Below are 21565 nucleotides of genomic sequence, written 5' to 3' on the forward strand. Positions count from 1 at the left end.
ACCGAATTGCTTGACGATCATAGAGCGTTGGAACCACCTGATCCCATCCCGAACTCAGTAGTGAAACGACGCATCGCCGATGGTAGTGTGGAGCTTCTCCATGTGAGAGTAGGTCATCGTCAAGCTTCTATCCCAAACCCCCGATACGCTAAGGCGTGTCGGGGGTTTGTCTTTGCGCGCGAGAAAGTTGTGGGCAGGAGGCTGAGGCCGGTAGCGCCTCGAAACGCTTGGGCCGCGACCGCGCAGGCCCGCTCGTCTAAAATACCCGCGTTACCCTGAGAGCCATGCCGCCATGCCTGAACAGGCTGATCAACGCCCGCTATCCGATTTACCCTTGCACGATCTGATTGCCTGCCACGAGTGCGATCTGCTGATGCGTCGCCCCGATCTCGGCGAAGAGCAGAAGGCCTGCTGTCCCCGTTGTGGTTATGAGCTGGTCGTGCACCGCTCGCAGATGGAGCGACGCGCCCTGGCCCTGGTCGTCACCGCCCTGCTGTTGTTCGTCCCGGCCAATTTCCTGCCCATCATGAAGCTCAACCTTCTGGGACAGACGACCCATGACACCGTCTGGACGGGTGTTCTCGGCCTGTATGACACCGGCATGGCAAGCGTGGCCATAGTGGTGTTCCTCTGCAGCATGGTCATTCCGCTGATCAAGCTGCTTTGCCAACTGGTGGTGCTGCTTTGCATCAACACCGGCCGCGCCCGGGGCCTGGGCATAATGCTCTATCGCCTGTACCACCACCTGCGAGAGTGGGGGATGCTCGAGGTCTACCTCATGGGCATCCTGGTTTCCATCGTCAAGCTGATCGACCTGGCCGACCTGCACCTGGGTATCGGGCTTGCGTGTTTCATCGGGCTGCTGCTGTCCCAGGTCTGGCTGGAGGTCACCATGTCGCCACACCAGGTCTGGGATGCGCTGGATGCGGAGGGAGAGTCCCATGCGCGCCATTGATGCCGGCATCGTCGTCTGCGACGAGTGCCACCAGCTGAACCGTCCCGAATCGGATGAAGACCACGGCGCCTGCACGCGCTGTGGCTCCCACCTGCATCCGCGCCGCCCGAACAGCCTGGTCCGCACCTGGGCGCTGCTGATCACCGCTGCCATCCTCTACATACCCGCCAACGTGCTGCCGATCATGACGGTGAACTTCTTCGGCAACGGCGCGCCCTCGACCATCATGGGCGGCGTGATCGAGCTGATTCATGCCGAAATGGTACCTATCGCCCTGGTGGTCTTCATCGCCAGCATCCTGGTGCCCACTTTCAAGCTTGTAGGCATCGCCTTGCTGCTTTACTCAGTGCAGCGACGGCTGCCCATGTCGCCGCGCCAACGCATCCTGATGTACCGCTTCATCGAATGGATAGGCCGCTGGTCCATGCTGGATATCTTCGTCATCGCCATCCTGGTGGCGCTGGTGAACTTCGGCAATCTGGCCAGCATCGAAGCCAACCTGGGAGCGGCCGCCTTTGCCAGTGTCGTGATCATCACCATGACCGCGGCAGTGACTTTCGACCCCAGGCTGATCTGGGACAACACCGATATGGACGACGAGAATGCCTGAGCTGCCAACGCCCAAAACCCGCAAAACCACGAGCTGGTCCGCCATCTGGGTGCTACCGCTGGTGGCGCTGCTCATCGGCCTCTGGCTGGCCTGGAAGGCCATGAGCGAAGCGGGCATCGAAATCCAGATCCGTTTCGAGAACGGCGACGGCATCCAGGCTGGCAAGACCCAACTGATGTACAAGGGCATCCAGGTGGGCAAGGTGACCGACCTGCACGTCAGTGAAGACATCAAGGGCGTGGTCGCCACGGTCGAAGTGCTCAAGGAAGCCGCCCCCTACCTCAGCAACGAGACCCGCTTCTGGCTGGTTCGCCCGCGGGTTTCCCTGGCCGGCGTCACCGGCCTGGAAACCCTGGTCTCCGGCATCTACATCGCCATAGACCCGGTGAAGGGCGAGCCGGCGCGGAAATACACCGCCCTGACTGAACCCCCGCCACTCTCCGACTCGCTGCCTGGCTTGCACCTCACCCTCAAGGCCGAACGCCTCGGCTCCCTGGAACAGGGCAGTCCGGTCTACTACCGGCAGATCCAGGTCGGCCAGGTGAAGAGCTACCAATTGGCCGAGGATCAGCGCACCGTCGAGATCAAGGTGCATGTCGAGCAGCCCTACGCCCACCTTGTGCGCAAGCACACGCGCTTCTGGAACGCCAGCGGGCTAAACGTCACTGCCGGCCTTTCGGGGGTGAAGATTCGCACTGAGTCCTTGCTCAGCATGGCGGCCGGCGGTATTGCCTTCGCCACTCCGGAGCACCGCCAGGACAGCCCGCCCACCGATCCGAGCATCCCCTTCCGCCTCTACGACGGCTTCGAATCCGCCGAGGCGGGCCTGCGGGTGCTGCTGCGTATGGACGACGTCAGTGGCCTCAACCCGGGCAACACGCCGGTGATGTACAACGGCGTGCAGGTCGGCACCCTGAAGAAGCTGGATATGGACAAGGACTTCACTGGCGCCACCGCCGAGCTGACCATGGAGCCGCGCACCGAGGACTACCTGGTGGAGGGCACCGAGTTCTGGACGGTCAAGCCGTCGATTTCCCTGGCGGGCATCACCGGTATCGAAGCCCTGGTGAAGGGCAACTACATTGCCGTGCGCTTCGCCAAGGAGGGGACCCCGACCCGCGAGTTCAACGTTCGGCCCAAGGCGCCTCCGCTGAACACCGACGCCCCGGGCCTGCACCTGGTCCTGACCACTGACCGCCTAGGCTCCCTGGAAGTGGGCAGCCCGGTGCTGTTCCGCCAGATGCGCGTGGGCAGCGTGCAGAGCTACCAGCTGTCCCGCGATCAGCAGCGCGTGGTCATCGGCGTGCACATCGAGCCCGAGTTCACCAAGCTGGTGAACGAGTCCACGCGCTTCTGGAACTCCAGCGGCGTGACGCTCAAGGGCGGGCTGTCGGGTGTCGAAGTGAAGAGCGAATCCTTGCAGACCTTGCTGTCGGGAGGCATTACCTTCAGCACCCCGGACCCGAAGGCCAAACCGGTGACCCGCCCACGCCGCTTCACCCTGTACCAGGACGAGGACCTGGCCATCGCCAAAGGCACCCTGATCGAGATATCCGTTCCCCAGGCCGATGGCCTCAAGGAAGGTACGCCGATACGTTACAAGGGCATCGATGTCGGCGAGGTGGAGTCCGTCAGCCTCACCAGCGACCTTTCCGGCGTGCTGGTGAAGGCGCGCATCATGCAGGCGCCGGATCGCATCGCCCGTGCCGGCAGCCAGTTCTGGGTAGTGCGCCCCGAACTCGGCCTGCTGCGCACCGCCAATCTGGAAACCCTGGTCAGCGGCCAGTACCTGGAAGTGCTGCCGGCCAGCAAGCCGGGCGCGGCCCAGACTCGCTTCACCGCCCTGGCCGAGGCGCCGGACTCCCTGGCTCGCCAGGAGGGCTTGCGCATCACCCTGAGCGCGCCACGCCGTGGTTCCATCAAGCCTGGCGTGATTGTCAGCTACCGCGAAGTGCCGGTGGGCAAGGTACTGTCCTTCGAACTGGGCAAGACCTCCGACCGCGTATTCATTCATGCGCTGATCGAGCCGCGCTACGCGCCCCTGGTGCACAGTGGCAGCCGCTTCTGGCATACCAGCGGCGTTGGCGTGGACGCCAGCCTGTTCAAGGGGGTCAAGGTGCGCACCGAGTCCCTAGAGTCGCTGATGGAAGGCGGTATCTCCTTCGCGACGCCGAACGAAGGGCAGATGGGCAATCGCGCACTCGATGGCCAGACCTTCGCCCTGCATGACGATGCCGAGGACGAGTGGCTGACCTGGGCGCCGAAGATTCCCCTGGGCAAGTGAGGTCCATTGGTGGAAATCCACTCCGTGGATTTTCACCCTACAAGGGCGCTCCGTAGGGTATTGGTCCACCAGGACCCGGAAAGCAAAAGGGCCGCGATTGCGGCCCTTTTGTTTTTCCGGCGGAGGAGTCAGGCGAGCTCGGCCGCCGTCTCCGACTCGTTCGCCTCGCTGGCGGCCTTGGCCACTTCGCGGCGCTTGATGAACTTCCAGTCCGCTTCGTCGATATAGATGCCGTTCGGACCGCTGCCGCCCTCCAGGTCAATGGCGACATTGGCCGATACCTGCGGCTTCACAGACGCCAGGATGGGCGTGAAGCCTAGTTGCTGGCTGGTCTCGATCAGCGCCTGCTGGTTGCGCTCGTCGATGTCCGCCGCCTCGTCGAGGTAGTAGGGCAGGCGGATGCGCCCGGCCTGCTCGCGGTCCATCAGGTGCAGCAGCAGGTACATGTTGGTCAGCGCCTTGATGGTCATGGTGGTGCCGTTGGAGGCGGCGCCATCGATGTCCGTGTGGATCACCGGCTGGCCGTGCACCTTGGTGATCTCGAAGGCCAGCTCGAACAGGTCCTTCAGGCCCAGCTGGTTGCCGTTGGCCGCCACCAGGCGCGCCAGGTACTCCTTGGCCTCTTCGTTCTTCGCATCCTGGTCGGTCGAGTTGGTCAGGTCGAAGACCGAGAGGGTCTCGCCTTCCTCGTACTGGCCGGCGCTGTGGATGATCTGGTCGATGTGCCGCAGGGCTTCCTTGTTCGGCGCCAGGACGATGCGGAAGCTTTGCAGGTTAGAGACCTGGCGCTTGTTGATTTCGCGGTTGAACAGGGCCAGCTGGTGTTCCAGGTTGTCGTAGTCGCTGCGGATATTGCGCAGGGTCCGGGCGATGTCGGTGACCGCGGCGCGGCGCGCCTTGGCCAGGGTCAGGGCCTCGTCCTGGCGGTGTGCATAGGCGTTGATTAGCAGCTGCAGGCGGCGCTCGGTGTCATCCTCGCTGTCGAACTTGGCCACGCCCTTCAGGCGTACCTGGGCGTAGAGCGCCTCGATCTGGCCGTCGATGCGCTGCAGCGCCTGCCAGGTGTCCTGGTAGTCGTTGAGCAGCGGCAACAGGTTGTCCAGGCTGTCGTCCACCGGGTCCATGAAGGGCTTGCCGAAGGGCAGGTCGGCGGGCAGCAGCTGACGACGGCGCAGGGCGTCTTCGAGGGTGCGTTCCTTGGCTTCCAGGTCGGCCAGTTGGCGGCCCACCAGCTGAAGCTTGGCGGAGAGCTGCTGGACGCGCTCGGTGAAGGCGTCCGCCGAGCGCTTGAGTTCGTCCTGGGTGGCTTCCAGCTGCGCCAGCTCTTCCAGCTTGGCCGGTTCCTCGGCGGTGAGCGTCTGGGCCTTGCGGAAGTCTTCCAGGGCTTTCTGCGCATCCAGCACGTCCTGGTACAGCTTCTCCGCCTGGGCCTTGCTCGCGGCGCGGTCGGCAGCCACGGATTGCTGGGTCTTGAGCTGCTTCAGCTCGCGTTCCAGGCGGTCCTTCTGGTCGCGCAGGGCGGCGCGGTCGGCCAGGGCCTGCAGGGCCGGCGGCTCGATATGGGACAGGTCGATGGACAGGCCGGGCACCTCGAACTGGCTGCCCTTGAACTGGTCGAGCACGGTTTCCAGGGTCTTCACCCAGGCTTCGCCATCTTCCAGCTGGATGCCCTTTTCGCCCAGCGGCAGGCTGAACAGCTGGCCGTTGAACAGGCGCATCAGGCGGTCCACGTCGGCCTGTGAGAACTCTTCGCGCAGACGTGAGTAGCTGTTGTTGTCGGCATGGTCGAGCTGCTGCTTGACCGCCTTCAGGCGTTTTTCCAGGTCGCGCAGGCGCTCGTCCAGGTCCTCGGCGGAGAACTGGCGGGACTGCGCCAGCGCGCCGGCCAGTTCGTCGTGGGCGTCCTTGGCGGCGAGCAGCTGCTGTTCCAGCACCTTGGCGTCGTCCACCAGGGCGAAGCGGTTCTTCAGCACCGCCAGCTCGCCCAGCCAGCGCTGGCTTTCGGTGATGGCGCGTTCCAGGCGCATCATTTCCTGGGTGCCGCCACGCTGCTCGCCCTGCAGGCCATCCTGCTCGTTGCGGTAGTGCTCGGCCTGGATCACCAGCTCTTCCTTGCGCGCACCGGAATAGTCCTGCCAGGTGCCCAGCAGGGCGTCCAGCAGCGGCGAAATCCGGTGCAGCTTGCCGCGCAGGATTTCGCGCTGGGTCACGCCATTGGCCAGGGCTTCCACCAGCGGGCCGGCGGCCACCAGGGCCTGGTAGTCCTGCTCCATGCGGCGCACGTCGCGGAAGGCCTCTTCGCAGGCAGCGATGTAGTCCACGCTGCCGGAGCGCAGGCTGTGCTCGAAGGCGTCGAGGAACAGCTGCTTGAGCTTGGCCGCGGTGATCTCGCGCATGTGCAGCAGGTTGATGAACAGCGAGCGGAAGGTCTTCAGGCTCTGTTCGCTGGTGGAGCGCAGCGGGATCAGGGTCAGGTCCAGCGGGATGGAGGTATGGCCACCCACCAGCAGTCGCCGCAGCTCATCGGGCTTGAGCTCGTAGGCCTTGATGCCCTCGCGCTCCAGGCTGTTGAACAGTTCGCGCTGGCGCAGGCAGGTGCCGTCACGCTGGTAGTGCTCCAGGTTCAGCTCGCCGCGGTAGGCGAAGAACTGGTGGCCGAAGCCGCCGCCCGGGCCGCGACCGGCGACGCCGATCACATGGGGGCCGTGGGGCAGGGACACTTCCACCAGGATGTAGCTGGTGTCGGTGGCGAAGTAGAACTTGCGCGACTGCTCCAGGCTGTACTTGCCGAAGCTCATGTCCGACATACGCGCCAGGATGGGGAACTGCAGCGCGTTGATCGAGGCCGACTTGCCGAGGTTGTTGGCGCCGTAGATCGACAGCGGGGTTTCCAGCGGGAACAGGCCGAGGCTGTAACCGGCGGTGTTCAGCAGGGCGAAGCGGCGGATGCCGTAGCGTTCCTGGCTCATGCGTCCTCCTCCTGGGCTGCGCGTTCTTCGGCCATGGCGCGGGCCAGGGCGTCTTCTTCGGATACTTCGACTGCGTCAGGGATGTCGATGGGAATGATCGTGTCGCCGCTGTCGTCATCCATCAGCACCGGGGTGTGCAGTTCCAGGTCGGTGCTGTGCAGGCTGGCGGCGAGGTCGCGGTCGTGCTGCACGGCCAGGCACACGTCGAGGAAACGGTGCATGGGCGGCAGGAAGCGGTACACGCCGTTGCTGTCCTCGGCGAAGCCGAGCTGGGTCAGGCGGCGGATGACCTTTTCTTCCAGCTCTTCATGGGTGGTCACCTCGGCCTGGTTGAACAGGTCGCGGTACTTCTCCAGCAGCGCTGGCAGCTCGTCGCGGCCGATGCTGCCGCCGTCGAGCACCGAAAGCGGGTCGCGGCCCTGGTCGGCCAGGTGCTCGACCAGGATGAAGGTGAACAGCGCCAGGCGCTGGGCGGTCTTGTTCACCTGGGCGCCCATCTGTTCCGGCACGAAGTAGTAGAAACCGCGTGGGTCGCAGACCAGCTCGAAGCCGAGGCCCTTGAACAGGGCGCGGTACTGGTCCTGCTGGGTGGACAGCTGGGCGTAGCACTCCGGCTCGCTGCGGGAGAGGTGATAGCCCTTGAACAGCTCGCGGAAGATGGGCGCGAGCTGGGTCATTTCTTTCAGGTCGATATTCATCAGGAAGTCTTCTCGGCCGCGGCGGGCTGGCTCTTGATCAGGGCATAGGAGCTCAGGCTGACCTGGTGCTCGGCGGTCAGGTACTCGCGACGCTCCAGGCGGTCGCGCTGGAAGCGGGTATCGCGGGACAGGCGCGAGAACCAGTAGAGCAGCTCGTCGGTGGCGCCTTCGGGCTCCTGCTCCAGCAGCCAGACCATCAGGTCCGGCAGCGGCAGGGCCTGCTCGCAGCGGTCGAGCATCTCCCGCGCGGTCTTCGGCGAGCGCGGCGCGACGGCCTTGCGCGGGCCGCCGGATTTGGGGAAGTGCGCCGGCTTGGGCTGGAAGCGCGCCAGGGCGTAGACATAGGCTTCCACCTGGGAGCTGCTGCCGAGGAAGGTGCTCTGCGGCCGGGTGAACAGTGGCAGGGCCGCCTGGGGCACGGCGTCCAGGCCCTTCTTGCGGATCACCGACAGCGCCAGGGCGGCGCCGCGGGTCACGGCGTTGTGCCGTCGGGCTTCCTCGCGCAGCGGCAGCAGCAGCTCGCGGGCCTTGCGCAGGGTCAGCTGGGCGCTGGTCTGCATCTCCAGGATGCGCGCGTGGGTGCGCAGCAGCAGGTCGTCGTCCACCAGTTGGCCGAGGCGCTGCTGTTCGCCCAACAGGCGCAGCAGCACCTGCTCGACACGGCGTACGCCCTGTTCGAAGGCGCCGTCGGCGGCCACCAGCTGGATCATCGGCTCGACGTACTCGTCCCAGGTGGCCAGCACTTCGGCATAACGCTGGCGCAGGGGAATCTGCCGGTCGCTGGTCTTGGCCCGGTCGGCCACCGCCACCAGCGCCTGCTCGTCGTTGTCGAGCTTCTTCAGCACGTCGCGTACGCGCATGTCGAGCAGACGCAGCTGGCGCGCCAGGTCGTTGCCGTCGCGGATCTCGAAGGCTTCCTGGATGTAGCCGGCGAGGCGTTCCAGGTGGCGCAGATAGGCTTCGATTTCCAGGCACAGTCCGAGGCGGTGTTCGCGCCGCAGGTAGGCGAGAAAGTCGTGGATCTGCGCGTTCAGCTCGAAGCGGTTCGGGCTCTTGGCCACGGGAACGAGGATGTCCAGGCGCACCCAGAGGTCGAGCAGGGCGGTCACGTCGGTGGGCGTGCCTTCCGGCAGCTGGGCGGCGAGCTGCACGCGCAGTTCGACCAGGCTCAGGGTGCCGGTATCGAAGCGCTCGCAGAGCGGTTCGAGCAACGTCCAGTGTTCGGCTAGGGCGCGCAGTACGCGCTTGGGATCGATCATCGATTGGCCGGGTTCGCTGAAAAAAGAGGCGATTGTACTTCAGGTTGCCGGTGGCGATTCAGCTTCAGCCGATCAGAGGAGCGACGCGCGCCCGAGACTGACGTTTTTCGGCAGTTTGCGACTGGCATCGTGCTATCAGATGCCGCGAAAAGGGCCGAAAGCCCCGTTCAAGTGCTTGAATTCATTGGCATGTTTTCTGCGTTGTCGAACCATTCGCTGTCCGATTGCAGGAATCATGAGCGCCGAACCCGCCCTACTCGCCGATGCCCGCTGGGCCGAGCTGGAACGCCAGACCGACCTGGACTGGGACCTCGACGCCATTACCAACCGGCAGGAGGCCATTGCCTTCCTGCTGCGCTTCGAGAGCCGCCTCTGCGTCTACTCGCCCTATGTCGAGAAGCTCTACAGCAGCTACAGCTTCGTGGTGCCGGAGGAGGAGCACGGCAGCATCACCATCCTCCCCGACGAGCGCGCCTGGCACGACATCTTCCACGAGGTCGCCGCCGACGCTGTGCTGCCTACCGGCATCCATATCCTGCCCGGCGAGGTACTGGGCAGTACCGGGCTCTACCTGAAAATTCCTGGCGAGCATCGCCTGAGCCCCTCCCTCGAACTGCCTTTCCAGGCTGGCCTCAAATTGCTGATCCGGCGTTACCAGGCGCGCGGCGAGCAGTTCCTGCCGGTGCTGGCGAAAGGCGATCTGCGCGAATACGAGGCGCGCATGCCCTCGCTGCACCTGCACCGCATCGAGCCGCGCCGCCTGGGACGCATCTCCCGGCTGGACGTGGAGGTCATCAAGGGCACCATCGCCGAGCACCTGATCGGCCTGTTCCGCCAGCGCTGAAGCCGGCGTTACCCCGCTGTGGCAATGGGTAACAGCCGGCCGTCGGACGGCAAATAGCCATCGCCCATTGACTCGACTATGGGTCGGGACACTTCCCGGCGGGGCTCCTTATAGTGGCCGAAAAGGGGGCGAGCCGGCAGCGCGTCTCCATACAAGAACAACCAGGGAAGTCGCCATGGGTTCGATACTGCTTCCAGCCTGGCAGCTGATGGCTGTTTGCTTTGCGGGGCTGTTCTGCGCATCCGTCGCCCAGGCGCGGATGGAGGAAATGGCGGACGACGAACTCTCCGAAGTCACCGGCCAGGCCTTCATCAACCTCACCACCGATGCCAACGCCGGGATCAACTACACCCGGGTCAACTTCGGCGTGAGCGTCGATACCCAGCTCAATATCAAGAAGCTCCAACTCGGCCAGTACGACGACCTGCTGACCCGGACCGGCGAGTCCGCCGGCTCGTCCGACATCCTGATCAATAACTTTGCCCTGGGTACGGTCAACGCCGATGGCTCGGTGAACCCCTTCAAGATCGCCAACCCCTTCGTCGAGCTGGCCTACTCTGGCAGCAAGGTGGTGGGTGTGCGCATCGGCTTCGGCGAGTCCAAGGGTGTGCTCTCCGGCGAGATCCAGAGCCTGACCGGCAGTATCCCGGTGCATATCAAGGGCACCGGCAACGCCATCTACGACAAGTCCAACTTTTTCCAGCAGAGCGCCCTGTTCCTGGCCGGCGTGTACCGCAGCAGCATCGTCGAGGCCGACGCCGAACTGGTGACCGCCCAGGGCGTGGCGGACCCGATTCGCGCCGGCATGTCCGGCATCAAGAACGGCGATGGCATGACCTGCACCTCGGGCTGCGCCGGCGGCTGGACCGACGCCCTGCTGGGCGCCTTCGCCTCGCAGAACTGCAGCATCCTCGGCATCTCCACCTGCTTCCCGCTGTCGCAGTTCCAGTCCCTGCCAGTGGGCAACATCAGCGACATGAGCAACATGGAAGGTGCGGCCCGGGGCTTCTTCATCTCCTTCCAGTCCCAGGACCTGGCCTGGAAGGACATGGACCGCAACGCCTTCATCACCGCCCTCAAGGGCGCCTTCATGAATATGCCCAAGTACAAGGACGCCAACGGCAACCTGGTGGCCCCGATCAACATCAACTTCGACCAGGCGTTCAATGGCATTCCGCGCCAGGACACCTGCCTCGGAACGGCTACGGCGGGGTGCTGAAGATGCCGAGATCGCTGCCTTTGCTGGGCTTCGCCCTGCTCGCAGGCCTTGCGCGGGCCGAACTCCAGGCCCTGGATGACCAGGAGTTGTCCGGCGTGCAGGGGGCGGGGATCGGCTTCGTGCTGGACCAGGTCCTGCTGGACGCCAACAACGCCACCATCACCATCAACGACATCACCAACGCGGCCAAGCAGAACGTCCCCATCGCGGTGAAGGAGTTCTACCTCGGCGCAGCCGGCAGCAACAAGGGCGCAAACCTCAGCCCGGTGACCATCGGCCGGCTCAGCCAACCCTTCGCCCTCAACCTGGCCAAGGGCGAAGCCATGCGCACCCTGCGCGACGATGGGCAATGGGTGCAGACCACGCCGAGCAACGTCACCGTCCTCGAATTCATGTTCCCCGAGCGCCTCACCGGCACCGCCGGCCAGCCCTGCATCGCCGGTTTCGCCGCGGCGGGCAACAACTGCTCCAGCCGGGCCAGCGAGAAGGTCGACCTGGGGATACGCTTCGACTTCCAGGTGGCCGCCGGGCGCACCGACATCCTCAACCTGGACTTCGCCGAGCTGGCGATGGACGGCTCCTACCTGCGCCTGTGGGGCGACAGCAGCCGCAACCAGATGGTCGGCGAGGCGCGCATCAACCTATTCACCAAGAGCCTGCAGATCATGAGCTGCGCGGCCAACACCAGCGGCTGCACCACCGCCACCGAGCAGCGCGACCGCACCATCTTCCTCAACAACGCCTATGCCAACATTTCCCTCGGCTACGGCAAGACCCAGCCGTTGCTGTTCGACGTGAGCAGCAACGGCCAGTTCGTGCTCGAACTGCCCAACCCCACTGCCTCCGTTACCACCCAGGCGCAGAAGGACGCCCTGGCCGCCGACTTCTACGCCAACGCCCCGCGGACCAACATCGTCATCAACAGCCTCCAGAGCGGCAGCGGCAGCTTCAGCAGCGGCGGCTACAACTTCGGCTACAACGCCATCCAGGGCCTGGGCATCAACTACCTGAAGGTGACCAGCCATGACCTCTAAGGCGCTCTACCTGGCGGCGCTGCTGGTGCTGCCGAGCCTGGCACGGGCCGAGCTGCAGGCGCTGGAAGACGCCGACCTGAGCCTGCTGAGCGGGCAGGGCGGGGTCTACCTCTCCGGCGAGTTCAGCATCAACAAGAACGGCGGCGTGCTGTGGAACACCCCGGCCTCCAACGACGCCGCCACCTGGACGGTCAATCAGCGCAGCTGCGCCACCGCCGGTAGCGCCACTCCGGAAACTTGCGGCCTGCGCATCGCCATCCGTACCGAGGCCAACGGCGGCTGGTACGTGTTGGACAACCTCAAGGGCATCTTCAGCTTCGAGGGCCTGACCCTGAACACCCGCACCATCACCAGTGGCTTCGGCGGCGATGGTGCGGCCTTCAACCAGGACGTGCTGGCATTCGGACTGCCCAACGAGGTGCGTTTCAAGGACGGCAGCTTCGCCTTCGGCGTGGCCAACCAGGGCGGCTGGCAGAACAAGGCCGGCACCCTCGCCAACGGCGGCAATCCCGGCTACCAGCAGACCAACATCTTCTCGGCGAAGATCGACGGCACCATCCGCATGCAGGGCAGCGTGCTGATCTTCCCGAAGAACTGAGGAACCGACCATGCGCCCAGCCCCCTTGCTGCTCGGCATGCTCCTCGCCTCCCAGGCCCAGGCCATGGAAGCGCTGGACGACTCCGCCATGTCCTCGGTCAGCGGGCAGGGCGGCATCAGCCTGGAAACCTCCAGCCAGGGCTGGTCGGCCGGCAGTGTCAGCTACAGCGAGGACGGCCGCGGCCTGAACCTGCGGGACGTGAGTAACCGCGCTGCCAGCGGCGGGGCCAGCACGTCCAGTTCCACCCTCGACGTGGAGGACGGCCAACTGCAGATCGAGCACGCCGCCAGCCCCCAGGTGCTGACGGTGAACAACATCGAGTTGGACGACAGCAGCAAGAGCTTCGGCGCCTTCCGCGCCTTCTATACGCTCGGCGCGACCCTGCACCTCAAGGGCGGCGGGGCCAGCGGCGTCAGCGGCATTTCCATCGACGACAGCCGGCTGTCCCTCACCGATGTGACCTTCTACTATCGCGACAACGGCTTCGACCTGATCGTCAAAGGCCTGTCCTTCGACACCTACCTGGACAACGCCTACCTGGACATCGTCAATGGTGGCAGCGGCCAGGAGGTCAAGCTGAACCTGGGGGATGCGCGCTTCATCGGCACGGTGGGCGGCATCGGCCTCGACCTCGCCCATGGCGACCCCTCCGGCTCGCCCGTGACCCCGAATGCGCCGGACCTGCGCGACGCCGGCGCCAGCCGCAGCTTCGGCAAGCTGAGCATGGACCTGCGCCTGGGCGGCAGCCTCAGCATCGCCAGCGGGGGCGCCAGTGGCGACGGTGTCCGCATCCGCCCCGACCTGAATATCGGCAGCAGCCTGTTCCAGTACCAGGATGAAGGCATCCTGCGCGCCGAGAACTTCTCCGGCACCCTGCGCAGCCTCGGCGGCCTGACCCTCGACCTGGCCCAGGACGTGGGTGGCAGTTATGCACAGGTGGCCTTCCAGGACCTCAAGCTGAACGCCACGTTGGGCGGCCTGATCATCGGCAATCCCGCCAACCAGAAGCTCGGCAGCCTGGCCATCGACCTCAACTTCGTCGATGAAGGCGCCCGGCAGAACTGGCTCAAGCTGCGCCCGGGCGGCGACCCCAATTCCGGCGCCAAGGGCCTGACCGCCGACGTCAGCTGGAACATGGCCAACAGCTCGGTCTCGCTCACCGATAACGGCAACAGCATGTGGTTCAGCGGCCTGCGCACCCACGGCACCGGCCAGTTCACCCTCGACCTGACCAAAGGCTGCGCCGCCGGGGCCAGCACCGGCTGCTACGCCGGCACCCAGAGCGACATGGGCAAGGGCAGCTACAACGGCCATTTCGACGGTCTGCGCCTGGGTCTTGCCAACATCAAGGGCGGCTACAGCTTCGACGGTCTGCGGGTGGGCTCGCCCACCGCGCCGCTGCAGGGCGGCACCGAACTGCTGGTGCTGATGGAGATATTCCCGGCTTACGACTTCACCCTGAACGGCCAGATCACCCTGCTGCCGGGCGGCAAGGTCGGCGACGGCCTGCGCTACAACGCCGACTTCTTCTTCACCGACGCCCGCGCCGCCATCTCGGTGGACGAAACCGGCAAGGGCCTGTGGCTGGCCGGCACCAATTACGACATGCACTTTCGCGACGGCTCGGTGGACGTGAGCAACAACGGCGTGGAGCTGAGCAAAGGCACCTACTGGTCCAGGCTGGACGTCGCCGACCTGCGCTGGGGCGACCGCAACACCGGCGCCAGCCTCGGCCGGCTGGTACTCAAGCGCTTTGAACAGGGCTCCACCCTGGCGCTGAGCTCTGGCGGGGCCGGCGCCCTTTGCGTCGGCGGCAGCGGCGCCAATGCCGGCGCCTGCTCGGCCAGCGGCGGGCGCTGGGAGGACCGGGGCAACGAAGGGGTTTCGGTGAAGCTGAAGAACGTCTTCGTCCGCGACACGGCGGTGGAAAGCAGCAGCAATGGCGTGGCTACCGACGAGAAGCGCAACCAGATCGTCTGGGAAACCAACCGCGTCAACGGCGCGTCCGGCAGCGGCAGCCAGCTGGTTGTGGATAACTTCTACACCTCCGACGGCAACCCCAGCGACCCCAACGCCAACACCTACGGCTTCAACGCCGACCTCAACCTCGACGTGGCCCCCACCAAGGCCTGCACCCGCAACGGCGGTACCTGCACCCCGGTCACCCCCGACCCGCTGGGCTTCGCGGTTAACGGTCGCATCCATTTCAAGGAGGTCAACGTCGAGCGCCTGCAACACGTCCACCCCACCGGGGGCGCCGTCACCTCCATGTATGGCATCAAGGTGCAGAACGCCGATATCGGCACCAACCTGACGGCTACGCCGATCAACTGAAGTTCGCTAGGCATTCTTCGTGGGGGCGAATTCATTCGCTAACCGGACCGTAGGTTCGGCCAGGGAGTCACCGGGGCTGCTGCGCAGCCCTTAGCGAATGAATTCGCCCCCACAGTAAAAGCCCCGGCAAAGGTTTCCCCCTCGCCACCACCTGCCCACCGACCTTTCCGACCACCGCTTTTCACGCCACAATTCCCTGATCTGGAGCCGTCGCCACAAGCAGTCCGGCGCCATCAGCCTGAGCCCCGGCCGCACGCACGGTGGGGCCGTGAGGAGCGAGACATGAGCAGCAACGATCGCGTCATCATCTTCGATACCACCTTGCGGGACGGCGAGCAGAGCCCTGGCGCGTCCATGACCAAGGAAGAGAAGCTGCGCATCGCCAAGGCCCTGGAACGCATGCGGGTGGACGTGATCGAGGCCGGCTTCGCCATCGCCAGCCCCGGCGACTTCGAGGCGGTCAAGGCCATCGCCGACAGCATCAGGGACAGCACCGTGTGCAGTCTGTCGCGGGCGGTGGACGCCGATATCGACCGCGCCGCCGAGGCCCTGGTCGGTGCCAACTCCGCGCGCATCCACACCTTCATCGCCACCAGCCCCATCCACATGCAGTACAAGCTGCGCATGCAGCCGGACCAGGTGGTGGAGCAGGCGGTCCGCGCGGTCAAGCGCGCGCGCAAGCTCTGCGAGGACGTGGAATTCTCCTGCGAGGACGCCGGCCGCTCCGAGATCGACTTCCTCTGCCGCATCATCGAAGCCGCCATCGACGCCGGCGCCCGCACCATCAACATCCCCGACACCGTCGGCTACGCCATCCCGCACCAGTACGCGGAGACCATCCGCCAGCTGCTGCAGCGCATCCCCAACGCCGACAAGGCGGTCTTCTCGGTGCACTGCCACAACGACCTGGGCCTGGCCGTGGCCAACTCCCTGGCCGCTGTGGCCGTCGGCGCCCGCCAGGTGGAATGCACCATCAACGGCCTGGGCGAGCGCGCCGGCAACGCCGCGCTGGAAGAGATCGTCATGGCCATCAAGACCCGCCAAGACGTGCTCGGCGTCTACACCAACATCGACACCCCGCACATCCTCAGCACCTCGCGGCTGGTTTCCGGCATTACCGGCTTTCCGGTGCAGCCGAACAAGGCCATAGTCGGCGCCAACGCCTTCGCCCACGAATCGGGCATCCACCAGGACGGCGTGCTCAAGCACCGCGAGACCTACGAGATCATGTCCGCCCAGTCCGTCGGCTGGAACACCAACAGGATGGTGCTGGGCAAGCTCTCCGGGCGTAACGCCTTCCGCACCCGGCTCGACGAGTTGGGCATCCAGTTGGGCAGCGAGGCCGAGCTGAACGCCGCCTTCGCCCGCTTCAAGGAGCTGGCGGACAAGAAGCACGAGATCTTCGACGAGGACCTGCAGGCGCTGGTCTCCGATACCCTGGGCGACGAAGCCCCGGAACACTTCAAGCTGGTCTACCTGGAAGTGGCGTCCAAGACGGGCGAGGTACCGCACGCCAAGCTGGTGCTGGCAATCGACGGCGTCGAGCAGGGCTCCAGCGCCGAGGGTTCCGGCCCGGTGGACGCCACCTTCAAGGCCATCGAAAGCCTGGCTTCCTCCGAGGCCAGCCTGCAGCTCTACTCGGTCAATGCCATCACCGAGGGCACCGATTCCCAGGGCGAAGTGACAGTGCGCCTGGAAAAAGCCGGACGAATCGTCAACGGCAATGGCGCCGATACCGATATAGTGGTGGCCTCCGCCAAGGCCTACCTCAATGCGCTGAACCTGATGCAGGCAGGTGTGCGCAGGGCCCATCCACAGGTTGCTGACGTTTGATAGCTGAACTCCGTCGTCGCGCGTATCTCAATGCCATGCAGGTAGCCACCTGGCTGCCGCGCGTGGCATTGCCCTTTGCCGCGCCCTCCCGCCCCGAACTGCTCGCCCCGGCTCCGGAAGTCCCCCCCGAGGAGGCACCAAAGCCGGTCGCCGAGACCACTCCGGCCAGCCCGGTCGCCGAAGCGCGCCCGGCCTCCACCCGGCCGAAGATCGAGATCCCCCGGCCCGGCAGCACGCCGCGCCAGGCCGTGCAGCCCGAACCCGAGGCCAGCACCGAGCCCGAGGCCACGCCGGCCAAGGTTGAAGTGCTGCCGCCGCCGCGCTTCTCCATGCAATTGCTGCGCGCCGGCAGCTGCATGCTGTTGGTGGAGTTGCCCACCGGTGAGCCCTTCCAGAGCCGCGATCCGGCCTACCTGCTGCTGAAGGACCTGCTGCGCGCCGCCGGCCTGCCCGACAGCCCGCAACTGATCGGCGAGCCGGTGCGCTGGCCGCTGCTCAGCGGCGGCAGCATGGACCAGGGCCCCGATGCGGCCCGCGACTTCGTCCAGGGCTTCGTCGGCGTACGCCTCGAAGAGCAGGGCGCGTGCACCTGCCTCTGGCTGGTGGGATTGCCGGCGGTGCGCTTTGCCGGCGAAGCCGATGCCGAAGCCTTCAACCGCGAACTGCAGGTCGAAGGCCTGGGCGCCGCCTGGGCGCTGCCGGGCCTGGAACTACTGATGGACGAGCCTCAGCGCAAGGCCGAACTCTGGCAAGCCATGCGCCGTGTGATGCGCCGCTGGAAGAACACCGAATGACCGATGCTGTTTCCTTCCGCCCGATGACCGAGGCGGACCTCGATGCCGTACTGAAAATCGAATTTGCCGCTTTCAGCCACCCCTGGACCCGCGGCATCTTTAACGACAGCCTCAAGTCCTACGACTGCTGGCTGATGTTCGAAGGCGGCCAGCAGGTCGGCCACGGCGTGATCAACGTGATAGTCGGCGAAGCCCATTTGCTGAATATCACCGTCAAGCCGGAAAGCCAGGGCCGCGGCCTCGGCCTGCGCCTGCTGGAGCACCTGATGGAGCGCGCCCGCGAACTGCAGGCCGGAGAATGCTTCCTCGAAGTGCGCGCCAGCAACCAGTCCGCCTACCGGCTGTATGAGCGTTACGGCTTCAACGAAATCGGCCGCCGGCGCGACTACTACCCGGCCGTGGGCGGGCGTGAAGACGCACTGGTGATGGCCTGCACCCTGATCGACTGAGCCCCGCGCAGGCCATTGCCAAAGCTCCCGGCGCTCCGTAAGGTGCGCCAGCCAGAAGAGGAGAAGAAGAGCATGAGCGACCTGCAACAGCTGATCGACAACAACGCGCGCTGGGCCGAGAAGATCAAGAAGCAAGACCCGGACTTCTTCGAAAAGCTGGCCAAGCAGCAGGTGCCGGAATTCCTCTGGATCGGCTGCTCCGACGCCCGCGTGCCGGCCAACGAGATCGTCGGCATGCTGCCCGGCGACCTCTTCGTCCACCGCAACGTGGCCAACGTGGTACTGCACACCGACCTCAACTGCCTGTCGGTCATCCAGTACGCCGTGGATGTGCTCAAGGTTAAGCACATTTTGGTTACCGGCCACTACGGCTGCGGTGGCGTCCGTGCCGCCATGCGCGACACCCAGTACGGCCTGATCGACGGCTGGCTCCGCACCATTCGCGACCTCTACTACGAACAGCGCGACCACCTGGCGACCTTCGCCACCGAGGAAGAGCGGGTCGACCGCCTCTGCGAGCTGAACGTCATCCAGCAGGTGGCCAACGTCAGCCACACCACCATCGTCCAGAACGCCTGGCACCGTGGCCAGGAGCTGTCCGTCCACGGCTGCATCTACGGCATCAAGGACGGCATCTGGAAGAACCTCAACGTCACCGTCAGCGGCATGGAACAACTGCCGCCGCAGTACCGCCTGCGCCCACTCGGACAGAACTGAACCATGCCACAACAAAGCAGCCGGGCCGTCGGCCTGGCCTGGCTCGGCCTGCTCGTGGCCAGCCTCTTCTGGGCCGGCAACGCCCTGGTGGCCCGCGCCTTCCACGACGCCATCCCGCCCTTCACCCTGGCCTTCTGGCGCTGGAGCCTGGCGCTCACCATTCTCCTGCCCTTCGTCGCCCGGCCCATGTGGGAGTATCGCAGCCAGCTGCGCCGCGCCGGCTGGCGCCTGCTGCTGGTGGCTGCTGCTGGTGGCTGCCCTGGGGATCAGCACCTTCAGCGTGCTGCTCTACTTCGCCGCGCGCACCACGGTGGCCATCAACCTGACCCTGCTCAACACCTGCCTGCCGCTCGCCACCTTCATCGGCGCCGGGGTGCTGCTCAACGAATGGCCACCCCGGCGCGCCTGGCTCGGCCTTGTGGTGGCGACCGTCGGCCTGCTGGTGCTGATCGCCCAGGGGCGGTTGGCGCAACTGGCCGCCCTGTCGTTCAACCCGGGCGACCTGATCATGCTGCTCGCCGTGCTGGACTGGGCGCTCTACACCCTGCTGCTGCGCCGCTGGAGTCCGTATTTCCAGCTGCCGCCGCTGGTGCTGCTGGGGGCGCTGGTGCTCTGCGGCGTACCGCTGCTGTTGCCGTTCTACCTGCTGGAACTGGCCAGTGGGCAGACCTTCGAACCCTCTGTGGATAACCTGGCTGCCATCGTCTATACCGGCATCTGTGCTTCGCTGCTGGCCTACCTGCTGTGGAACCAGGGCATCCGTGTGCTGGGCGTGGCCAAGGCCGTGCTCACCAATTACCTGATGCCGGTGTTCACCGCCCTGCTCGGCTACCTGCTGTTGGGCGAGGGACTGCAGGCTTACCATTGGTTCGGTGGGGCGCTGATCTTCGCCGGCCTGTTGTTGGCGACACGACCCTCCCTGAGGTGAGCCCATGCCCAAGCTTGTCGTGATTCCCGGGGACGGCATTGGCCGCGAAGTGGTGCCGGTGGCCGTGCACGTGCTGGAGAAACTCCTGCCCGACCTGCAGACGGTGGAAGCCGAAGCCGGCTGGGACTGCTTCCAGCGCTGCGGCAGCGCCGTGCCGGAGGCTACCTTCCAGGCCCTGCGCGAGTGCGGGGCCGGCCTGTTCGGCGCCGTCTCGTCTCCCACCGGTCAACGAGTCGCCGGCTACCGCAGCGCCATCCTGCAATTGCGTCAACAGCTCAAGCTCAACACCAACCTGCGCCCGGTGCGCAGCTGGCCCAGCATTTCCCCCAGGCCGGGGGTCGACCTCGTTATCCTCCGCGAGAACAGCGAAGGCCTCTACAGCGGCCGCGAGCACTGGGAATCCGAAGATGTGGCCATCGCCCAGCGGGTCATCAGCCGCGGCGCCTGCCAGGCCCTGGCCCTGCGCGCGCTGGAGGTGGCCAAGGCGCGCAAGGCCCGGCGCATCACCCTGGTCCACAAGGCCAATGTCCTGCCCATCACCTGCGGCCTGTTCCGCGAGACCTGCCTCGAAGTGCTAGAGGGCGAGGGCTGGGCCGCGCAGCTTGACGAACGCCTGGTAGACCTCGCCGCCCTGCAACTGGTAGAGCAGCCCGAAGCCTTCGACCTGATCGTCACCACCAACCTCTTCGGCGACATCCTCTCCGACCTCGCCTGCCACTGGAGCGGAGGCCTGGGCCTCGCGCCCTCCCTCAACTGGGGCCAGGACGTCGCCCTCGCCGAACCCGTCCACGGCAGCGCCCCCGACATCGCCGGCAGCGGCCGCGCCAATCCCCTGGCCGCGATACTCAGCACCGCATTGTTGCTGCGCTATCACTGGCAGAAACCCGCCCTGGCCAAGCGCCTGGAGAAGGCTGTGGAAAACTTCCTGCTGGAAGAAGGCAAGGCCGACTTCGGATTCGAAACCACCCAAGTGGTTGGCCAGGGCATCCTCGCCGCGCTGTAACCGGCCTGCACGAACAGCCCCCTCTCTCCCTGGGAGAGGTTTGGGGGGAGGGCAGCCAAAGCAGCACGGACCAGGAGGACAACCCTGCGCCCCGCCCGGCGAATGCCCCCAGGAAAACCACGAACTCCCCCCGCCGCCAGTCACCCCTCTCCTCTTCAGGGAGAGGGGCCGGGGGAGAGGGCGTTCACTCCGCCCAGACTTCCAGCACGGCGAAACCCAACACCCCAAAAAAGAAAACCCCGCCAAAGCGGGGCCTCCAACATCAACTTGAATCCGGTATCTGCCTCACTGGCTCATACAAGCGCCTCTCCTCCAGAACCAGCATCGGCTTGGGCGCCCGAAGCTCGATCCGCGCCGTACCACCCTCGATGGGCCCAACGACGATCTCGATCCCCTCCGCCTTCAACAACGCCATCAACACCGACTCGCTGACTCCTTCCAGAACCCTCAGTGTCAGAACGTCACCTTCCCTGCGTTCGCCAACATGAATCTGCATGTGGATTGCCTCGCATGGATGACTGCGGCAGGGAAACACGGCGGAAGAAGGCGTTCCACGGGGGAGCGTTCAGTTCGGAGCTTTCCTATGAATCGTTCAGATTGCGCGGAGGGGGAAGCGGCTGAGGGGACAAGGGCGGCATCAAGGAATGTTGATCTGGAAGCTGGCCATGCTCAGCTTGAGGAAGATGAACCAGCCGATGGTGCCCATGATTCCGAGCACGGTGTAGCCAACGATGATGCCCAGGGCGATCTGTTTCCAAAGGCCGGAATAGTTGTTGATCGGTGCTTGGCGGTGGACTGGCGTGTCGCGCTCAGCCCGGATGCTTTCGAAATCGTCTTTCACTTTTCTCATCTATCCAATCAGGCGAACGAGCGCCTAGTTACTTCCGTCGTGATTGCTATCGCGTGTCCCAGCGGTCGAGTTTCGGTTGGCCTCGTCATTGCCTGGGCTTGTCTGCCCCTGCTCTGGCATCACCTCGCCGGTGAGAAGCCACCATCGATACCGTGGGTACATGTTCGCCAGTATCTCAATCTCGTC

The 21565-nt window shown here is 65.4% G+C and carries 18 protein-coding genes, 1 rRNA gene and 1 pseudogene; 15 read left to right on the forward strand and 5 right to left on the reverse strand.

The genetic code is table 11. The annotated features are described in order from the left end of the window. The first annotated feature begins 9 nt into the window (after positions 1-9). The 4 genes from rrf (at position 10) to E8F11_RS01050 (ending at position 3849) form a co-directional block, all read left to right on the forward strand. Positions 10-125 (forward strand): 5S ribosomal RNA (gene rrf, locus E8F11_RS01035). A 167-nt stretch (positions 126-292) separates the two neighbouring features. Continuing rightward, the gene (locus tag E8F11_RS01040) at positions 293-955 is read left to right on the forward strand and encodes a paraquat-inducible protein A (RefSeq protein WP_280286949.1); all 663 of its coding nucleotides are present in this window, start codon (positions 293-295) and stop codon (positions 953-955) included. Beyond that, positions 942-1565 carry a paraquat-inducible protein A gene (locus tag E8F11_RS01045; RefSeq protein WP_280286951.1) on the forward strand — a complete coding sequence of 208 codons (624 nt, stop codon included), beginning with the start codon at positions 942-944 and terminating at the stop codon, positions 1563-1565. The genes E8F11_RS01040 and E8F11_RS01045 overlap by 14 nt, the downstream gene beginning before the upstream one ends. Further along, positions 1558-3849: an MlaD family protein gene (locus E8F11_RS01050; protein WP_280286952.1), complete on the forward strand. Its 2292-nt coding sequence runs from the start codon at positions 1558-1560 to the stop codon at positions 3847-3849. Before E8F11_RS01045 ends, E8F11_RS01050 begins: the two co-directional genes overlap by 8 nt. 128 nt (positions 3850-3977) lie before the next feature. On the opposite strand, the gene mksF is transcribed toward E8F11_RS01050, so the two are convergent. The 3 genes from mksF to mksB are packed head-to-tail and all read right to left on the reverse strand — an operon-like array spanning position 3978 to position 8775. After that, the gene (mksF, locus tag E8F11_RS01055; protein ID WP_280286953.1) at positions 3978-6818 is read right to left on the reverse strand and encodes an Mks condensin complex protein MksF; all 2841 of its coding nucleotides are present in this window, start codon (positions 6816-6818) and stop codon (positions 3978-3980) included. Beyond that, a complete protein-coding gene (gene mksE / locus E8F11_RS01060; protein WP_280286954.1) occupies positions 6815-7516 on the reverse strand; it encodes an Mks condensin complex protein MksE in 702 nt (233 codons plus the stop codon). The genes mksF and mksE overlap by 4 nt, the downstream gene beginning before the upstream one ends. Further along, entirely contained in the window at positions 7516-8775 is a 1260-nt protein-coding gene (gene mksB / locus E8F11_RS01065) for an Mks condensin complex protein MksB (RefSeq protein WP_280286955.1), read from the reverse strand. The genes mksE and mksB overlap by 1 nt, the downstream gene beginning before the upstream one ends. 235 nt (positions 8776-9010) lie before the next feature. Between mksB and E8F11_RS01070 the strand changes: the two genes are divergently transcribed. From E8F11_RS01070 to E8F11_RS01120, 11 genes and pseudogenes are all read left to right on the forward strand, one after another. Beyond that, positions 9011-9619: a hypothetical protein gene (locus E8F11_RS01070; RefSeq protein ID WP_280286956.1), complete on the forward strand. Its 609-nt coding sequence runs from the start codon at positions 9011-9013 to the stop codon at positions 9617-9619. 175 nt (positions 9620-9794) lie between these two features. Further along, the gene (locus E8F11_RS01075; protein WP_280286957.1) at positions 9795-10838 is read left to right on the forward strand and encodes a DUF6160 family protein; all 1044 of its coding nucleotides are present in this window, start codon (positions 9795-9797) and stop codon (positions 10836-10838) included. 2 nt (positions 10839-10840) lie between these two features. Continuing rightward, entirely contained in the window at positions 10841-11872 is a 1032-nt protein-coding gene (locus E8F11_RS01080; RefSeq protein WP_280286958.1) for a hypothetical protein, read from the forward strand. Then, positions 11862-12470: a DUF6160 family protein gene (locus tag E8F11_RS01085; RefSeq protein ID WP_280286959.1), complete on the forward strand. Its 609-nt coding sequence runs from the start codon at positions 11862-11864 to the stop codon at positions 12468-12470. Before E8F11_RS01080 ends, E8F11_RS01085 begins: the two co-directional genes overlap by 11 nt. Positions 12471-12480: 10 nt before the next feature. Beyond that, entirely contained in the window at positions 12481-14805 is a 2325-nt protein-coding gene (locus tag E8F11_RS01090) for a DUF6160 family protein (protein WP_280286960.1), read from the forward strand. A 282-nt stretch (positions 14806-15087) separates the two neighbouring features. Continuing rightward, positions 15088-16638 carry a 2-isopropylmalate synthase gene (locus tag E8F11_RS01095; RefSeq protein WP_280286961.1) on the forward strand — a complete coding sequence of 517 codons (1551 nt, stop codon included), beginning with the start codon at positions 15088-15090 and terminating at the stop codon, positions 16636-16638. Next, on the forward strand, positions 16635-17432 hold the full coding sequence (locus E8F11_RS01100; RefSeq protein WP_280286962.1) for an energy transducer TonB: 798 nt from the start codon (positions 16635-16637) through the stop codon (positions 17430-17432). The genes E8F11_RS01095 and E8F11_RS01100 overlap by 4 nt, the downstream gene beginning before the upstream one ends. Next, entirely contained in the window at positions 17429-17881 is a 453-nt protein-coding gene (rimI, locus tag E8F11_RS01105; RefSeq protein WP_280286963.1) for a ribosomal protein S18-alanine N-acetyltransferase, read from the forward strand. The genes E8F11_RS01100 and rimI overlap by 4 nt, the downstream gene beginning before the upstream one ends. 72 nt (positions 17882-17953) lie before the next feature. Further along, a complete protein-coding gene (gene can, locus E8F11_RS01110) occupies positions 17954-18598 on the forward strand; it encodes a carbonate dehydratase (protein WP_280286964.1) in 645 nt (214 codons plus the stop codon). Positions 18599-18601: 3 nt separating this feature from the next. Further along, a pseudogene (locus tag E8F11_RS01115) lies at positions 18602-19526 on the forward strand (DMT family transporter). 4 nt (positions 19527-19530) lie between these two features. Beyond that, complete coding sequence (locus E8F11_RS01120) at positions 19531-20529, forward strand: isocitrate/isopropylmalate family dehydrogenase (RefSeq protein WP_280286965.1); 999 nt, start codon at positions 19531-19533, stop codon at positions 20527-20529. Positions 20530-20791: 262 nt separating this feature from the next. Here E8F11_RS01120 and E8F11_RS01125 read toward each other — a convergent pair whose 3' ends face one another. After that, complete coding sequence (locus E8F11_RS01125; protein WP_280286966.1) at positions 20792-21025, reverse strand: hypothetical protein; 234 nt, start codon at positions 21023-21025, stop codon at positions 20792-20794. A gap of 141 nt (positions 21026-21166) precedes the next feature. Continuing rightward, a complete protein-coding gene (locus tag E8F11_RS01130) occupies positions 21167-21379 on the reverse strand; it encodes a hypothetical protein (protein WP_280286967.1) in 213 nt (70 codons plus the stop codon). Positions 21380-21565 lie beyond the last annotated feature (186 nt).

It is taken from the genome of Pseudomonas sp. BN417, assembly GCF_029871205.1.
Classification (GTDB): domain Bacteria; phylum Pseudomonadota; class Gammaproteobacteria; order Pseudomonadales; family Pseudomonadaceae; genus Metapseudomonas.

Bases quoted from the DNA above. Each gene is read 5' to 3' on its own strand.
- E8F11_RS01130 (WP_280286967.1), bottom strand. From the start codon at position 21,379: ATGAGAAAAGTGAAAGACGATTTCGAAAGCATCCGGGCTGAGCGCGAC.
- E8F11_RS01075 (WP_280286957.1), top strand. From the start codon at position 9,795: ATGGGTTCGATACTGCTTCCAGCCTGGCAGCTGATGGCTGTTTGCTTT.
- rimI (WP_280286963.1), top strand. From the start codon at position 17,429: ATGACCGATGCTGTTTCCTTCCGCCCGATGACCGAGGCGGACCTCGAT.
- E8F11_RS01125 (WP_280286966.1), bottom strand. From the start codon at position 21,025: ATGCAGATTCATGTTGGCGAACGCAGGGAAGGTGACGTTCTGACACTG.
- mksE (WP_280286954.1), bottom strand. From the start codon at position 7,516: ATGAATATCGACCTGAAAGAAATGACCCAGCTCGCGCCCATCTTCCGC.
- E8F11_RS01070 (WP_280286956.1), top strand. From the start codon at position 9,011: ATGAGCGCCGAACCCGCCCTACTCGCCGATGCCCGCTGGGCCGAGCTG.
- E8F11_RS01085 (WP_280286959.1), top strand. From the start codon at position 11,862: ATGACCTCTAAGGCGCTCTACCTGGCGGCGCTGCTGGTGCTGCCGAGC.
- mksF (WP_280286953.1), bottom strand. From the start codon at position 6,818: ATGAGCCAGGAACGCTACGGCATCCGCCGCTTCGCCCTGCTGAACACC.
- E8F11_RS01045 (WP_280286951.1), top strand. From the start codon at position 942: ATGCGCGCCATTGATGCCGGCATCGTCGTCTGCGACGAGTGCCACCAG.
- can (WP_280286964.1), top strand. From the start codon at position 17,954: ATGAGCGACCTGCAACAGCTGATCGACAACAACGCGCGCTGGGCCGAG.
- E8F11_RS01080 (WP_280286958.1), top strand. From the start codon at position 10,841: ATGCCGAGATCGCTGCCTTTGCTGGGCTTCGCCCTGCTCGCAGGCCTT.
- mksB (WP_280286955.1), bottom strand. From the start codon at position 8,775: ATGATCGATCCCAAGCGCGTACTGCGCGCCCTAGCCGAACACTGGACG.
- E8F11_RS01095 (WP_280286961.1), top strand. From the start codon at position 15,088: ATGAGCAGCAACGATCGCGTCATCATCTTCGATACCACCTTGCGGGAC.
- E8F11_RS01090 (WP_280286960.1), top strand. From the start codon at position 12,481: ATGCGCCCAGCCCCCTTGCTGCTCGGCATGCTCCTCGCCTCCCAGGCC.
- E8F11_RS01040 (WP_280286949.1), top strand. From the start codon at position 293: ATGCCTGAACAGGCTGATCAACGCCCGCTATCCGATTTACCCTTGCAC.
- E8F11_RS01120 (WP_280286965.1), top strand. From the start codon at position 19,531: ATGCCCAAGCTTGTCGTGATTCCCGGGGACGGCATTGGCCGCGAAGTG.
- E8F11_RS01050 (WP_280286952.1), top strand. From the start codon at position 1,558: ATGCCTGAGCTGCCAACGCCCAAAACCCGCAAAACCACGAGCTGGTCC.